This window comes from Vibrio sp. TRT 1302 (assembly GCF_050113875.1).
Classification (GTDB): Bacteria; Pseudomonadota; Gammaproteobacteria; order Enterobacterales; family Vibrionaceae; genus Vibrio.
In genome coordinates this window covers 326,045-340,602 of record NZ_JBNJOF010000001.1, presented here as the reverse complement: position 1 = coordinate 340,602, position 14,558 = coordinate 326,045, and the positions used below count along the sequence as shown (strand labels likewise).

Sequence of the window (14,558 nt, the reverse complement as noted above, 5' to 3'; positions counted from 1 at the left end):
CTAATGGTATTGGTATGAGCCAATTCGATTCAGCCGCCTTTCTTAAAACAGTAACAAACCAGCCCGGCGTTTATCGTATGTATAACGCCGAGTCTGTTGTTATCTATGTAGGAAAGGCGAAAGATCTCAAAAAACGCCTCTCTAGCTACTTCCGTAGCAAAGTTGATAGTGAAAAGACCCGTGCTTTAGTCAGTAACATCGCCAAGATTGATGTGACGGTGACGCATACCGAAACGGAAGCCTTGATCTTAGAGCACAACTACATCAAACAGTACCTACCCAAATACAACGTACTGTTGCGTGACGATAAATCCTATCCCTATATCTTTATTAGTGGACACAAACACCCGCGTTTGTCGATGCATCGAGGGGCGAAAAAGCGTAAAGGCGAATACTTTGGACCTTACCCAGATTCAGGCGCTGTCCGTGAAACCTTGCATCTAATTCAAAAGATATTTCCGGTGCGACAGTGTGAAGATACTGTCTACAGCAATCGAACTCGGCCTTGTCTGATGTACCAAATCGGTCGTTGTGCTGCGCCGTGCGTGAGTAGTGTCATTTCTGAACAGGATTACGCTGAGCTGGTTGGTTACGTAAGACTGTTTTTGCAGGGCAAAGATCAGCAAGTGCTTGCCTCTCTTGTCGAAAAGATGGAGGTGGCGAGTCAAGAACTACGCTTCGAACAGGCCGCCAAATTTCGTGATCAAATTCAGGCTATTCGTCGTGTCCAAGAGCAACAGTTTGTCTCGGAAGATTCGATGGATGATATGGACGTACTTGGTTTCGCTCAAGAAAATGGCATTGCTTGCATTCATATTCTTATGATTCGTCAGGGTAAAGTTCTGGGAAGTCGAAGCCACTTTCCGAAAATACCCAACAATACTACTCAGCAAGAAGTGTTTTATAGCTTCCTGAGCCAGTATTACCTGAGTCACAATGAAGCGCGAACTATTCCGACGCGTATCATACTCAACTCGGGTTTAATTGATGAATCACAGCCCTTGGAAGAGGCTTTAACGAGCTTAGCGGGACGTCGAGTTCACTTCCATGTCAATCCGACCAGCACTCGAGGGCGTTATCTTAAACTGGCCAACACCAATGCGTTGACGGCGATTACGACTAAGATCAATCACAAGATGACGATATCTCAACGTTTCAAAGCGTTGAGAGAGTTGCTTGATATGGAAAGCATTACGCGAATGGAATGTTTTGATATCTCACACACCATGGGGGAGAGCACCATTGCCTCTTGTGTGGTGTTTAATCAGGAAGGTCCCGTCAAGCAAGAGTATCGTCGTTACAATATCACAGGGATCACGGGTGGTGATGATTACGCAGCAATGGGGCAGGCACTCGAACGCCGTTACTCAAAGCAGCTCGATATAGAAAAAATCCCTGATATTGTTTTTATCGACGGTGGTAAAGGTCAATTGAACAGGGCTCATGAGATCATCGCTCGCTATTGGGATGATTGGCCAAAACGTCCGCATTTGATTGGTATTGCCAAGGGTGTCACGCGTAAACCTGGTCTCGAAACTTTGATCACCGTCGAAGGTGATGAATTTAATTTACCTAGTGACGCACCAGCACTGCATTTAATGCAGCACATTCGTGATGAGAGCCATAATCATGCGATTGCTGGTCATAGGGCAAAACGAGGAAAAACCCGTAGAACCAGTGCTTTAGAGGGCATTGAAGGCGTAGGACCAAAGCGTCGTCAAGCTCTGTTAAAATACATGGGTGGTTTGCAAGAATTGAAACGAGCGAGTGTAGAAGAAATCGCCAAAGTGCCAGGGATTAGTATTTCTTTAGCAGAAAACATTTATCAAGCATTGAAACAATAGCAAAAATCCCGCACCATAAGGCGCTGTTTGAAATATCAAATAGAGCCATACGCAAACAAAAAGAGCCTTTTAAAAATATGCGTTTAAATATCCCTAACATCTTGTCTTTGTTGCGACTTTTCTTGATTCCAGTATTTGTCGTCGTTTTTTATCTACCTTATAGCTGGTCTCCTTTTGCTGCAGCAATGGTGTTCTGGGTCGCAGGGTTTACTGATTGGCTCGACGGTATGTTGGCGCGAAAACTAGGTCAAACCTCTCGTTTTGGGGCTTTTATTGACCCAGTCGCTGATAAAGTATTGGTTGCTACCGCACTCATTTTGATAACAGAGCACTACCACACTATTTGGGTAACGATTCCCGCAGTCACTATGATAGCTCGTGAAATTATCATCTCTGCACTGCGCGAATGGATGGCGGAAATTGGTAAACGAGCGAGTGTGGCGGTATCTTGGGTAGGTAAGGTTAAGACCGTCAGCCAAATGTTCGCCTTATGGGTACTGATCTGGCGTTACGACGATTGGATGGTTTGGGTTGGCTTTGCTGCACTGTATGTTGCCACTGTACTGACATACTGGTCGATGGCCCAATATCTGATGGCTGCCAAAGATGATTTGCTCAACGAAGAGCACCACTGATTAGAAAGCAGGCGATGGCCTGCTTTTTTTGTCCCTGCCTTTTCGCATTAACACAATTAACTCCGTGGATTTGCTAAAAAAGTTGCTAGCAAACTAACCAAATTAGCTTGTTTTGGCGGTTAAATAGGCAAACGATTTAAAATTTCAAAAATAGTGTTGACTCATTAGTTCGAATCCGTAGAATGCATCCCGTACCCAAGAGGAATTGAGCGTTTAACTCTTCCACTTGGTGTGACAGAGGCGCGTTGGCAGAGTGGCTATGCAGCGGATTGCAAATCCGTGGACCTCGGTTCGACTCCGGGACGCGCCTCCATTTGCGACACTAGCTCAGTTGGTAGAGCGCAACCTTGCCAAGGTTGAGGTCACGAGTTCGAACCTCGTGTGTCGCTCCAAATTATTTTGGTAGCGGTTTTTACATCGATATCATAGATGGTGTCTCCATCACAAATTTAGATTTGTGTGCCCTGGTGGTGGAATTGGTAGACACAAGGGATTTAAAATCCCTCGGCGTTCGCGCTGTGCCGGTTCAAGTCCGGCCCGGGGCACCATCTAACGCATTACGCGACACTAGCTCAGTTGGTAGAGCGCAACCTTGCCAAGGTTGAGGTCACGAGTTCGAACCTCGTGTGTCGCTCCAAATTTAAGGCCCTAGCAGAAATGCTGGGGCTTTTTGGTTTCTATACACTGCTACTTGCGCCTGATTGATGACGTCAATTAATGAGCAAATAATCATCATTAGGTATGTGAATTTTTCGACGGATCGCATAAAATTACAACTTTATCAGTAGAGAACGTATGCAAGTTCAACTGATAAGACTATAGCTGGTAATTTTTTGTGAGCTAATGATGTAAGGATCATCCTCTTCACAGCTCAAGGCAATCACTTTTAGGTAGTGTGATAGTGACAAATGCTCCCAGAAGGCTGTGCTCTAAGCTTTCTATCAATCAAATGTTGGTGCTTTCGCACGTCTTACTGGTGATGATCCTTATCTCTGGGTTCAGTTACACTCGTTATCATAGTGAGTGGAATCGACATGTCGAATATTCTGCATCGTTGGCGAAACTGACGCTCGCTCCACATATCCCTTTTCTTTCTACGTCAGTAGCCGGAATCAATTACTCAAATCTCACCGCCTCCGCGACAGGGCAAGTGTTTTCGTCCATCGATGATCTTGAATATCTAGAAGTAACAGGTAAGTCAGATTTTTCAGCGCAAGATGTCCATATCCGCTTTTTTAAGCGTTTTGAATATCTATGGCGTGCTGATGTGAAGCTCGAAGAGTTTGAGCAGCTTGAGACCAAATTGGCAGCGATGAATGAGTCAATTGATTCAGTCAATGTCGATAACCCTATACGTAAAAAGAAGTTACTGTTTATTAAAAGTCGCCTCATGCGCGAACATGAGTCGATGGCGAAAAGTTTAGATATTGAAAAAGATCTCTTTGTGCCGTGGACGAAACCTGCAACCTTAGGTGAAGGTTACTATCTCGATGAAGAGCTGTGTGCGCTGAATGTCGTCATTCCTTTGACCAACGCAATGGGAGGGGAGATATGGGCGGTGTTTGATGCTAGTGAATTGACCAATCTGCAACGTTCTTTGGTTGAAGAGATTGTTGCAGAGGCAATTGTCGCACTTGCGATCTCCTTGGTGTTAATTGGTTGGGTGTCTCACTGGATTGTTTCGCCTCTTAAATCTTTGGCAGCGCATATGCGTTCTGATACGACCCACGCCAATATTGCACACTTTCGTGAGCTGAATCGAAGTGATGAAATCGGCCAATTGGCACAAGCTTACCATAGCTTATTGATTAAATTAGACAATCAACTCAGCATCTTACGTGCTAAATCAGATACCGACCCACTGACGGGCTTGGGATCACGTTACAAGTATTCGCGAGCAGCAATACCATTCTTTAAGCGTCAACTGAGCAATGGGCAGTATGTTGCGACCTTGGTCTGTGATGTTGATAACTTTAAAGCGTTCAATGACATCTATGGGCATACGGCTGGTGATAATGCATTGTCCGAAGTAGGGGCCGTCATCAATAAGGTGGCGCGTGAGAGTGATCTTGCCTTTCGCTACGGAGGTGAAGAGTTTGTCATCCTTTTTGCTAGATCCGATGAGGCAGAACTGGTTCAGTTTAGTGAGCGAATGAGGAAGGCGGTAGAGGCATTGAATATCGTCCATGAAGGCAATCAGCCATACGGACGAGTGACCGTATCGATAGGTGGTGCCCTCGCGAGTGAGCAAGACTTTGAACAACGCTACATGTCTCACCAAGCAATGCAGACAGCGTTATTTAATCTCGCCGATAAAGCGTTATATCGAAGTAAACAGAGCGGTCGTAACCAAACCTCTTGGGCAGATAGATAAACGTCGTTAAGCTAATTCTGCTCGTCTACCAAACGATAGATTTTGCCACTGTCGGTACTGAATATGATCTCTCCATTAGGAAGCGCTTCGATATCACGTATCCTTTCACCTAATTCTGTAAGGATTCGCTCTTCTTCCATTGCTTGATTGTTGTCTATCTTGACCACATTAATATGGGTCAACTTCAATGCTCCCGCTAATAGTTTTCCTGATAACTGAGGATATATACTGCCACGGTATAGCAGTAATGAGCTGGGTGCTATCGAAGGTATATACACTTTAGTTGGCGAAACTATCCCTTCTTTCTCTGTCGCCTCTCCGACAGCGACAGGCCCCCAATATTCCTTACCATGAGAAGTTATAGGCCACCCATAATTCGCCCCCTTAACGATCTGGTTTATCTCATCACCACCACGAGGACCGTGTTCAATAGACCACAAGGTTGTACTCTGACGATCATAGTAAAGTCCTTGAGGATTGCGATGACCATAGCTCCATATCTCACCTCGAGCGCCTTTGACATTAGTAAATGGATTGTCTGGTGGAATCGTACCGTCGGGTAACACTCTAAGAATACTTCCTGCATGGGTCGCCAGATTTTGTCCATTGTCTCGTTCACCGCGATCTCCGACAGAGAAATAGACGTAGTGGGTATCGAAAGCAATCCGACTACCAAAGTGTCGTCCGGTATCAGAGCCGGATTGCGTCACGACCAAATCTGTCCAGTCAGAGAGTGTGCCATCTTTGTAGTTGGCACGAGCAAGCGTGGTTTCGATGGCAGAGCCCACCACCTTTGAATAAGTAAAATAGAAGTGATGCTTGTTAAACGGTGAGTGTGCAACATCGAGCAATCCGCCTTGTCCGTGCGCTTGTGACTGGACGAGCTTTGTGATGGCGTTGTAATTGCCTGTAGAGAGAGTCACAACACCTATTTCGCCGTTTTGTTGTGTCACCATTACTTGGTCATCATTAAACGCGCTCATTCCCCATGGCACATTAAGACCAGATACTATGATGTCTGCTTGCCAAGCATGGGTTGGAAGCGATGCGGTGAGAGATAATAGGGTGGCTGTCCAAGCATTGAAAGCACTCATCGTCATATGTTCCTTTTAAAACGACTGTTACCTAATCTTAGCAGTGAGAATCAATCATCACTGCCATAAATATTTTATTTAAAAGCGCTTGCAATGATCAATAAATGCACTATTATGACGATGTGTCAAAAATGACGATGCGTCATAAAAGTGATTTATCACGCTTTCGTTATTCGTGTTACAATTAAGACATTAAGGAGTAATGGACAGATACGGATTGATGAATCATGTTTGGCTTTGGTTGTAGTAAAAGTGACAAAAAAGAAAGTTCTGGGTGCAGTTTTGGGCGTTCCAAAAAGCAGCAGGCTATCGCAGATAGAGAAGTTGAGTTAACCCTTCTTGCCAAGTCTTTGGTTCAGGAACAGGGCTGGAGTAACTTAACTATGGATAAGTTGACCGCTGCGAGTGCCTACTCAAAAGGAACTATCTATAACCATTTTTGCAGCAAAGAAGACGTGATTTTAGCGCTTTGCATTCACTCGCTGAGAAGCGAAGGTATTTTGTTTGCAAGGGCGGCTGAGTTTGATGGAAGCACCCGTGAAAAAGTGATGGCGATGCATGTAGGTTATCGTATATATGCACGTATGGAGCCTGTACTTTCAACATGTGCAATCATGGCGAAGAGTCCATGGGTTCTTGAGAAAGCTTCACCAGAACGGGTTAAAGTGCTTAATGAGCTTGAAGAGCAAGTAATCAGTAATGCTGATCAACTGGTCAATTTTGCCGTTGAGCAGGGGGATTTAAAGTTTTCTCCCGGTATCGGTTCTGATGCGATTGTTTTTGCCAACTGGTCAATCGCTTTCGGCTCCAATGCCCTAGCTCAAAATGCGTCAAACAGCCACTGTATCAAACGTATTCAAGATCCATTCTCTGTGTTACATAACGCGAATATGCTGCTGGATGGTCTTAACTGGAAACCCCTCTCTAGTGAGTGGGATTATCGAAAGACCTGGCAACGAGTTGAGCAAGAGTTGTTTGCTCAAGAGATCGAATATCTCAACTCAGTTGGCCGATAGATCACTTATTTAAAAGCCCAAGTGGGCTTTTAAAATTGCCCTTAGTGACGAATCGTCAAAAAATGACACTCAAAATCAGGTGATAGCGCTTGATAAGAGTTTTATTACTTAAATACCAGCCAATGCTGGTTTTTAAATAATAATTTTTGACGAAACGTCACAAACGGAGAGTGTGATGACAGCACAACAGCCAACCCCAAAACAACCACCGAATTGGTTAACCTTACCCACTCGTATGAGCTGGTGGGTATTACTGGTTACTCTAGCTTTGCTCGTAACCGCGACCATAGGCGCCAAGAACCTCTATTTTAGAGGTGACTACAATATCTTTTTCGACGGTCAGAACGCTCAGTTGCGAGCGTTTGACGAAATTCAGACCACATTTGCTAAGTCCGACAACCTTGCGATCGTTATTGCGCCACACAGTGGCAATGTGTTCGAGGAAAGAACTTTAACTCTTGTTCAACAGCTGACCAAAGATGCTTGGCAAGTCCCTTATTCTAGCCGCGTAGATTCTCTGGCTAACTACCAACATACGGAAGCAGAAGACGACGATCTAATTGTTGAAGATCTGCTGTTGGAAGAGTATCCACTGACGGAGCAGAGAATTGAAAAGATTAAAACTATTGCGCTATCAGAGCCCGTCGTTAAGCACTCTTTAATCTCTGAAAAGGGCGATGTTACGGTCGTTAATATAACGGTACAGCTACCGGATATCGAAAAAACGGGAGAGGTTCTTGAGGTTGTAGACTACGCAAATCAATTGATAGCGGAATATCAGCAACAGTATCCAGATATCGAGTTTCACAAGGCCGGTATTATCGCAATGAACCACGCGTTTATGACAGCAGCACAGCAGGACAGCTCGACCTTAGTGCCCACTATGTTACTGGTCATCCTTGTTTTTCTAACGGTTATGCTTCGCTCGCCATTGAGTGTTATCGCGACTTTAGTCGTTATCATCGGTGCAGTGACTTCGACCATGGGGCTGTCTGGATGGGCTGGAATGTTCTTGAGCACGGCGACAGTGAACATACCTACGTTGGTGATGACATTGGCGGTTGCTGATTGTGTTCACGTCATCGCAACAATGCGTCAGAACATGAAGAAAGGGTACAGTAAATCCTACGCTATTGATCAGAGCATCGCGATTAACTTTGTGCCCATCTTGATTACTTCTGTTACGACGGCGATTGGCTTTTTGATGATGAACATGTCTGACTCCCCCGTATTGCGCGATTTCGGCAATCTTGCTGCGCTGGGTGTGATGATCGCCTGCTTTTTATCGGTCACTTTATTACCCGCACTGCTAAAGGTGATGCCTCTGCGTATAAAAGCAGATCACGCGGATCAGCCTAAATCTTCGGACTTTATGGATAAATTGGGTGATTGGGTCGTAAAAAACCGCAAAGCGTTATTACCAGTATCCGCACTCGTCATTGCAGTATCGGCGACGTTACTGCCGCTAAATAAAGTGAATGATGAATCGGTGAAGTATTTCGGCACAGGAAGTGAGTTCAGACAAGCTGCGGACTTTATGGAACAACGAATTAGCGGTATGACGAACATCAGTATCGCAATCAAAACCAATCAGTCGCAAGGCATCGCTGACCCGCTTTTTCTGCAATCGATAGGTGACTTTTCACGTTGGTTACGAGATCAGCCAGAGACGGATCATGTGGCAACCTTGTCCGACGTTTATAAACGCCTAAATAAGAACATGCATGGTGACGACGATTTCTACTACACCTTGCCACTGGATCGTGAGCTGGCAGCGCAGTATTTGTTGCTTTATGAAATGTCTCTGCCTTATGGCTTAGATCTCAATAACCAAATCAATGTCGACAAGTCTTCGATCAAAATGGTCGTGACCGTCGATAACTTAGGCAGCGTAGAACTGGTTGAGCTAGAAAATCGCATTTACGACTGGTTTGCAGCTCACGCGCCTCAGTATCAGGTTGTCGCTTCGAGTCCTTCACTAATGTTTGCGCATATAGGTGAAACAAACATGGCGAGTATGCTATCGACGTTGCCTATCACGTTGATATTAATCTCGGCATTGATGATTTTCGCCCTTCGTTCGGTAAGGTTGGGATTGATTAGCGTCGTACCCAATATGGCTCCGGCAATCATCGGTTTTGGATTATGGGGAGTGACGTCTGGTGAGATTAACTTAGGTCTATCCGTTGTTGTGACTTTGACGTTAGGAATCGTCGTCGATGACTCAGTGCATTTCCTCGCTAAATATCAGCGAGCCCGTCGCCAAGGTCAGTCCGCCGAACAGGCCGTGCGTTACGCTTTTCACACCGTTGGTCGAGCACTATGGATCACCACCGTTGTTCTCGTCGCGGGCTTCTCTGTACTGGCTATGTCGAGCTTTAGACTTAATGCGGATATGGGGCAGCTCAGTGCAATGGTTATCTTTATCGCGCTCGTCGTAGACTTTATTTTCCTACCGGCATTATTGATGCGTTTCGATACAGCAAGCTATCTCGAAAAAGACTTAGAAACAGAGAATCAACATCGTTCACCAGTGACACAAACGACAAGTTATTAAGGAAATCAACATGAAACGAACCTCTATTGCAATGATTAAGACGGTCACTTTGATGACATTACTTGCCGTGAGTAGCCAAAGCTTGGCGACACCAGAGCGTGGGTTGGAAATCGCCACAGAGCGCAAAGCCCGTGATGAGGGTTGGCAAGACTCGGTTGCGACGATGGAAATGATATTGAAAAACGCTCAGGGTGAGAGTAGTACGCGCGCAATGCGCCTAAAGTCGTTCGAAGTCGCGGATGATGGAGACAAAGGACTGACTATATTTGATCAACCCCGTGACGTGAAAGGTACGGCATTTTTGAACCACTCACACAGCGTAGAAGCCGATGATCAATGGCTCTATCTACCGGCGCTAAAACGAGTGAAGCGTATATCATCTCGCAATAAATCGGGTCCATTTATGGGGAGTGAGTTTGCCTATGAGGATTTGAGCTCATTTGAGCTGGAGAAGTATAGCTTTAACTATCTAGGTGATCAGGTCATTGATGATACGCAAGTCTATCTATTGGAACAGACGCCAACAGATCAAAACTCCGGTTACACCAAGCAGTTGGTTTGGTTGGATAAGCAGCACTATCGACCATTAAAAGTAGAGTTTTATGACCGTAAAGGCTCACTGCTTAAAACATTGGCATTCACAGATTACAAGCAGTACCTCGATAAGTTCTGGCGAGCACACACAATGGCGATGGTTAATCATCAAACGGGTAAAAGTACAATCTTAACCACCAGTAGTATGGCGTTTAAGACTGGACTGACGGAAAAGGATTTCGAGAAAAACATCCTCAATCGTATTAAGTGAGGGGATTTATGAAGCAAATACTAACGAATGCTGGTCAATTGTTGGCCAGCGGATTACTGACTGTGATTGCGTTACAATGTCACGCGGTTGAGTTGTCCGGACAAATCAACATAGAGCACCGACAGTTTTTCTCAAATGGCCTACAAGGACAAAACAAAGCACAGAGCTCAATCGTTGCTGAGCCGGAGTTTTATTGGCAAGTGAGTGATAACTCGGACTTTACCTTTGTACCGTTTTACCGTGCCGATAGCCTTGATAGTGAAAGGACTCATGGCGATATCCGCGAAGCGCTCTACTTAACTTATTGGGATGACTATGAGCTGCGAGTTGGGATTGGTAAAGTTTTTTGGGGCGTCACGGAATCGGCGCATCTGGTGGACATCGTTAACCAAACGGATGCGGTTGAATCTGTAGAAGGGGAAGATAAGTTGGGTCAGCCAATGGTACACCTCACGTCGATTAAGGAGTGGGGAACCCTAGACGCAATGGTGTTGCCCTATTTTAGAGAGCGCACATTTGCCGGCGAAGATGGACGACTTAGACCGACCATTCCAGTCTCAAATTCAGCGAATTATGAGTCTTCCCGCCAAGAGCAACATATCGATTATGCGTTAAGGTATTCGAAGATGTACGGTGATTGGGACGTAGGTTTGAGCTATTTTCAAGGCACCAATCGAGATCCCTATTATCAACTCGAACAAAGGCAACTTAAGCCTTATTACGCACAAGCGAAACAGATAGGTCTCGATATTCAGGGGATCGTCGGTGATTGGCTGTGGAAAATGGAAAGCATCTACCGAGATAGCCTAGACCACCACACTGGTCTAGTGTCTGGCTTTGAATACACCATCGTTGGACCATTCGAAACAAACTGGGATGTCGGCCTGATCGCTGAGTATCTCTATGATAGCCGTGGTAACAATGCGCAGAACATTGGTCAGAACGATCTGTTTCTTGGTACGCGTTTTGCGCTAAATGATGAAGATAGTACGGAAGTATTGGTGGGTTTGACGCAGGATTTAGATCATAGTGATGTGTACAATGCCAAGCTAGAGGCATCGAGTCGTTTGACCAATCATCTCTCATGGAACGTCAATGCTTGGCTGTTCGCCAATGAAAGTCCGAACGATTTGCTCTATTTTGCCCGCAAGGATGACTTGATCGAATTTTCGCTAGAGTATTACTTCTAAAGCGTGCCTATATCACCCTTTTTAAGTGTGATATTGATTCCATTAATATAGGGAGCTGATCAAGTTCCCTTTTTTTGATGCAGACCCCTTAGCCGTCAGTTAAAAGCATGTATTATCCCCCCTAATCAGTTAAGGTTATTATGTTATTGCCCTTATTGGTAAGGGGAATGAATGATTTGTAAGGCTAGGTTGAATGAAATCATTTGAATGGGATAGCTGTTATGAAACAGGGTTGGATGATGTCGATGAACAGCATCAATACTTGGTCGAAATCATTAACCGCTATGGTGCTCTGATCGCACAGAACAACATCTCTATGCAAGATATACGCTTAGCGTTGTTTGAGCTATCGCGATACGCCGAGTTCCACTTTAAGGAAGAAGAAAACTTGATGCGCACCGCTGGTGTATATCAAAAGCATGTTGAAGAGCATATCAAGATACACCGAGCGTTTATGGCTGATATTTTGAGTATGCAAGCGTTTATCAATGAAGGAAATAAAAAGGCCTCTGAGCATCTACTCAACTTTCTTATCCATTGGTTGGCTTACCACATACTTGGCATTGATCAAAATATGTCTCGTCAGGTGAAGCAGATTGAAGCGGGGGTTGATCCTAAGATCGCTTGGGAAACAGAAGAGAAAAAGCAAGACTCCTCCACCGAGCCGTTGCTAAAAGCTCTGAATGGACTGTTTGAGCAGGTGTCAGAGCGAAATAAAGAGCTACTGGAGCTTAACCAGTGCCTAGAAGACAAGGTTTTAGAGCGTACCCAGCAGTTGTCGAGGGTCAACAAGCAGCTTGAAGAATTGTCACTGACGGATTCTTTGACTAAGTTGCCAAACCGCCGTTGTGCTATTCGCAAACTCAAAACTTACTGGCATGAATCGATACACAACAAAGAACCACTGGTTTGTATCATGATCGATGTCGATTACTTTAAACAAGTGAACGATACCGCAGGCCATGACGCGGGCGACCGATTGTTAGTTGAGCTTGCTCAAACGTTGGCTGACTCGTTCAGAAGTGACGATCTTGTTTGTCGCTTAGGTGGAGACGAATTCTTTGTGATTTGTCCAAACACGGATCTAGCGGGTGGTATGCACATTGCTGAACTGACTCGAAACAAAGTGAATCAAATGCTAGTCCCAGTGGGGCAAAGTGTTTGGAGAGGAAGTATTAGCGTTGGTGTAGGGGAGCGTACTTCTGCAATGAACGACTTCAATGATTTGATCAAAGAAGCCGACAACGCGGTGTATCGCTCGAAATCCGAAGGCCGCAATCGCGTGTCGAGTGCGGCAGATATATCGATGGAGCTATAACTTCTTTAGCATCCAGACATCACATGAACTATGTTCTGTACCATCTAGCGGTTGCTCAAGATGTGTAAATCCCAGCTTTTCATACAGTGAAATAGCGGACTTCATCGAAGTGAGTGTATCTAAATAGCACTCACTGAAGCCTTGCTGCGTCGCGAACTCCAAACAGAGTTCAGTTAGCTGTTTACCAAGGCCTAGACCGCGACTTTCTGGTAACAAGAACAGTTTTTTCAACTCACAGGTTTGCTGCGAGTGATTAAAGGGGGCTAATCCACAGCCTCCGACGATCTTGCCATCAATGGTCGCAACGAGATACAGACTCTTTTTATCCAGTGTGTAGCTTTGGCTCATCGCATCCACTTCAGGGTCTGATGGGCCAAATCCTTCACCAATGGCGCCAAATTCTGCGCCAACCGCTTTAATGATTGCACGAATCTCACTGTCATCAGTTGGTTGGATTGGATTGATGATTACTGTCATTGTGACTCCTTTCTATACTTCTCATGCCAAATAACTGGGTATGAAAAACACTTTTATCAAGCGTTGAGGTGAATTTTTGCCCAAAGGCAGTAAATAAGCAGATTTCAGTTTGGATTTGCATCAGTCATTCGTTACTATGTATAGCTATTTATAGACCCAAAATCCCTGTCGGGTATGAGTATATAATTGCTCTACCTAAAATGGACACTACCACTTATGCCTATGACTTGCATATAGGTGTAGGTAGATGAGGAAACGATGCAACATCTAGAAGAGATCATTGCTAACGCGAACGCGGCAATTGAAGCTGCAGATTCGTTAGTCGCACTTGATGAAGTGCGTGTTCAGTATCTAGGTAAAAAAGGTGAACTGACTGTTCAACTTCAAAGCCTAGGTAAACTACCACCAGAAGAACGCCGTGAAGCTGGTCAAGAGATCAACAAAGCGAAAGGCGTTGTTCAGCAAGCGATTGCTGCGCGTAAAGATGCACTTCAAAGTGCAGAGCTTGAAGCTAAGCTAGCTGCTGAAACGATCGACGTAACGCTACCAGGTCGTCGTATTGAGAACGGTGGTTTGCACCCTGTTACTCGTACTGTAGAGCGTATCGAGCAGTTCTTTGGTGAGTTAGGCTTTAACACTGAGTCTGGTCCTGAGATTGAAGATGCATTCCACAACTTTGATGCGCTAAACATCGCAGAAGATCACCCAGCTCGTACTGATCACGACACCTTCTTCTTCAATCCAGATCTAATGCTGCGTACCCATACGTCAGGCGTTCAGATCCGTACGATGGAAAATGGTAAACCACCATTCCGTTTCATCGCACCAGGCCGTGTTTACCGTAATGACTACGACCAAACGCACACGCCAATGTTCCACCAAGTGGAAGGTATGCTTGTTGATGAGAACGTTAACTTCGCTCAGCTAAAAGGCATCCTGCATGACTTCCTATGTAACTTCTTTGAAGAGGAAGTTGAAGTTCGTTTCCGTCCGTCTTACTTCCCATTCACTGAGCCTTCAGCAGAAGTGGATGTAAAAGGTAAAAACGGCAAATGGCTAGAAGTTCTAGGTTGTGGCATGGTTCATCCGAACGTACTGCGCAGCGTAGGAATTGACCCTGAGAAATACTCTGGTTTTGCATTTGGTATGGGTGTTGAACGTCTAACTATGCTTCGTTACGGCGTAAACGACCTACGTGCGTTCTTCGAGAACGATCTTCGTTTCCTAAAACAGTTCAAGTAATCCAGG

At 45.1% G+C, this 14,558-nt stretch carries 11 protein-coding genes and 4 tRNA genes; 13 read left to right on the top strand and 2 right to left on the bottom strand.

From position 1 onward, the window contains the following. Nucleotides 1–14: 14 nt before the first annotated feature. The 7 genes from uvrC to ACQEXP_RS01460 all read left to right on the top strand — a co-directional run bounded on the left by uvrC (nt 15) and on the right by ACQEXP_RS01460 (nt 4,853). Entirely contained in the window at nt 15–1,844 is a 1,830-nt protein-coding gene (gene uvrC, locus ACQEXP_RS01490) for an excinuclease ABC subunit UvrC (RefSeq protein ID WP_269377345.1), read from the top strand. A 77-nt stretch (nt 1,845–1,921) separates the two neighbouring features. Further along, nucleotides 1,922–2,479, top strand: coding sequence for a CDP-diacylglycerol--glycerol-3-phosphate 3-phosphatidyltransferase (pgsA, locus tag ACQEXP_RS01485; RefSeq protein WP_138970367.1), 558 nt, complete (start codon nt 1,922–1,924; stop codon nt 2,477–2,479). Nucleotides 2,480–2,718: 239 nt separating this feature from the next. Beyond that, a tRNA-Cys gene (locus tag ACQEXP_RS01480) sits at nt 2,719–2,792 on the top strand. 3 nt (nt 2,793–2,795) lie between these two features. Continuing rightward, nucleotides 2,796–2,871, top strand: a tRNA-Gly gene (locus tag ACQEXP_RS01475). Nucleotides 2,872–2,940: 69 nt separating this feature from the next. Further along, nucleotides 2,941–3,027 (top strand) — tRNA-Leu (locus ACQEXP_RS01470). Nucleotides 3,028–3,040: 13 nt separating this feature from the next. After that, a tRNA-Gly gene (locus tag ACQEXP_RS01465) sits at nt 3,041–3,116 on the top strand. A 312-nt stretch (nt 3,117–3,428) separates the two neighbouring features. Further along, a complete protein-coding gene (locus ACQEXP_RS01460) occupies nt 3,429–4,853 on the top strand; it encodes a diguanylate cyclase (RefSeq protein WP_426968028.1) in 1,425 nt (474 codons plus the stop codon). An 11-nt stretch (nt 4,854–4,864) separates the two neighbouring features. On the opposite strand, the gene ACQEXP_RS01455 is transcribed toward ACQEXP_RS01460, so the two are convergent. After that, entirely contained in the window at nt 4,865–5,947 is a 1,083-nt protein-coding gene (locus tag ACQEXP_RS01455; RefSeq protein WP_426967704.1) for a PQQ-dependent sugar dehydrogenase, read from the bottom strand. Between the two features lie 227 nt (nt 5,948–6,174). Here ACQEXP_RS01455 and ACQEXP_RS01450 point away from each other — a divergent pair, with 227 nt between their 5' ends. The 5 genes from ACQEXP_RS01450 to ACQEXP_RS01430 all read left to right on the top strand — a co-directional run bounded on the left by ACQEXP_RS01450 (nt 6,175) and on the right by ACQEXP_RS01430 (nt 12,833). After that, entirely contained in the window at nt 6,175–6,963 is a 789-nt protein-coding gene (locus tag ACQEXP_RS01450) for a TetR/AcrR family transcriptional regulator (protein WP_269376933.1), read from the top strand. 175 nt (nt 6,964–7,138) lie between these two features. Beyond that, nucleotides 7,139–9,520, top strand: coding sequence for an efflux RND transporter permease subunit (locus ACQEXP_RS01445; RefSeq protein ID WP_426967702.1), 2,382 nt, complete (start codon nt 7,139–7,141; stop codon nt 9,518–9,520). A 52-nt stretch (nt 9,521–9,572) separates the two neighbouring features. Continuing rightward, nucleotides 9,573–10,325 (top strand): outer membrane lipoprotein-sorting protein, encoded by a 753-nt coding sequence (locus tag ACQEXP_RS01440; RefSeq protein WP_426968026.1) that lies wholly within the window; start codon nt 9,573–9,575, stop codon nt 10,323–10,325. Between the two features lie 8 nt (nt 10,326–10,333). Beyond that, the gene (locus ACQEXP_RS01435) at nt 10,334–11,515 is read left to right on the top strand and encodes a hypothetical protein (RefSeq protein WP_426967700.1); all 1,182 of its coding nucleotides are present in this window, start codon (nt 10,334–10,336) and stop codon (nt 11,513–11,515) included. Nucleotides 11,516–11,708: 193 nt separating this feature from the next. Beyond that, on the top strand, nt 11,709–12,833 hold the full coding sequence (locus tag ACQEXP_RS01430) for a GGDEF domain-containing protein (RefSeq protein ID WP_269376930.1): 1,125 nt from the start codon (nt 11,709–11,711) through the stop codon (nt 12,831–12,833). Here ACQEXP_RS01430 and ACQEXP_RS01425 read toward each other — a convergent pair. After that, the gene (locus ACQEXP_RS01425; RefSeq protein ID WP_426967698.1) at nt 12,828–13,310 is read right to left on the bottom strand and encodes a GNAT family N-acetyltransferase; all 483 of its coding nucleotides are present in this window, start codon (nt 13,308–13,310) and stop codon (nt 12,828–12,830) included. The genes ACQEXP_RS01430 and ACQEXP_RS01425 overlap by 6 nt on opposite strands. 258 nt (nt 13,311–13,568) lie before the next feature. Between ACQEXP_RS01425 and pheS the strand changes: the two genes are divergently transcribed. Continuing rightward, nucleotides 13,569–14,552: a phenylalanine--tRNA ligase subunit alpha gene (gene pheS, locus ACQEXP_RS01420; RefSeq protein WP_138970371.1), complete on the top strand. Its 984-nt coding sequence runs from the start codon at nt 13,569–13,571 to the stop codon at nt 14,550–14,552. Nucleotides 14,553–14,558 lie beyond the last annotated feature (6 nt).

Bases quoted from the DNA above. Each gene is read 5' to 3' on its own strand.
- ACQEXP_RS01425 (WP_426967698.1), bottom strand. From the start codon at position 13,310: ATGACAGTAATCATCAATCCAATCCAACCAACTGATGACAGTGAGATT.
- pheS (WP_138970371.1), top strand. From the start codon at position 13,569: ATGCAACATCTAGAAGAGATCATTGCTAACGCGAACGCGGCAATTGAA.
- ACQEXP_RS01455 (WP_426967704.1), bottom strand. From the start codon at position 5,947: ATGAGTGCTTTCAATGCTTGGACAGCCACCCTATTATCTCTCACCGCA.
- ACQEXP_RS01445 (WP_426967702.1), top strand. From the start codon at position 7,139: ATGACAGCACAACAGCCAACCCCAAAACAACCACCGAATTGGTTAACC.
- ACQEXP_RS01460 (WP_426968028.1), top strand. From the start codon at position 3,429: ATGTTGGTGCTTTCGCACGTCTTACTGGTGATGATCCTTATCTCTGGG.
- ACQEXP_RS01440 (WP_426968026.1), top strand. From the start codon at position 9,573: ATGACATTACTTGCCGTGAGTAGCCAAAGCTTGGCGACACCAGAGCGT.
- pgsA (WP_138970367.1), top strand. From the start codon at position 1,922: ATGCGTTTAAATATCCCTAACATCTTGTCTTTGTTGCGACTTTTCTTG.
- ACQEXP_RS01435 (WP_426967700.1), top strand. From the start codon at position 10,334: ATGAAGCAAATACTAACGAATGCTGGTCAATTGTTGGCCAGCGGATTA.
- ACQEXP_RS01430 (WP_269376930.1), top strand. From the start codon at position 11,709: ATGAAATCATTTGAATGGGATAGCTGTTATGAAACAGGGTTGGATGAT.
- uvrC (WP_269377345.1), top strand. From the start codon at position 15: ATGAGCCAATTCGATTCAGCCGCCTTTCTTAAAACAGTAACAAACCAG.
- ACQEXP_RS01450 (WP_269376933.1), top strand. From the start codon at position 6,175: ATGTTTGGCTTTGGTTGTAGTAAAAGTGACAAAAAAGAAAGTTCTGGG.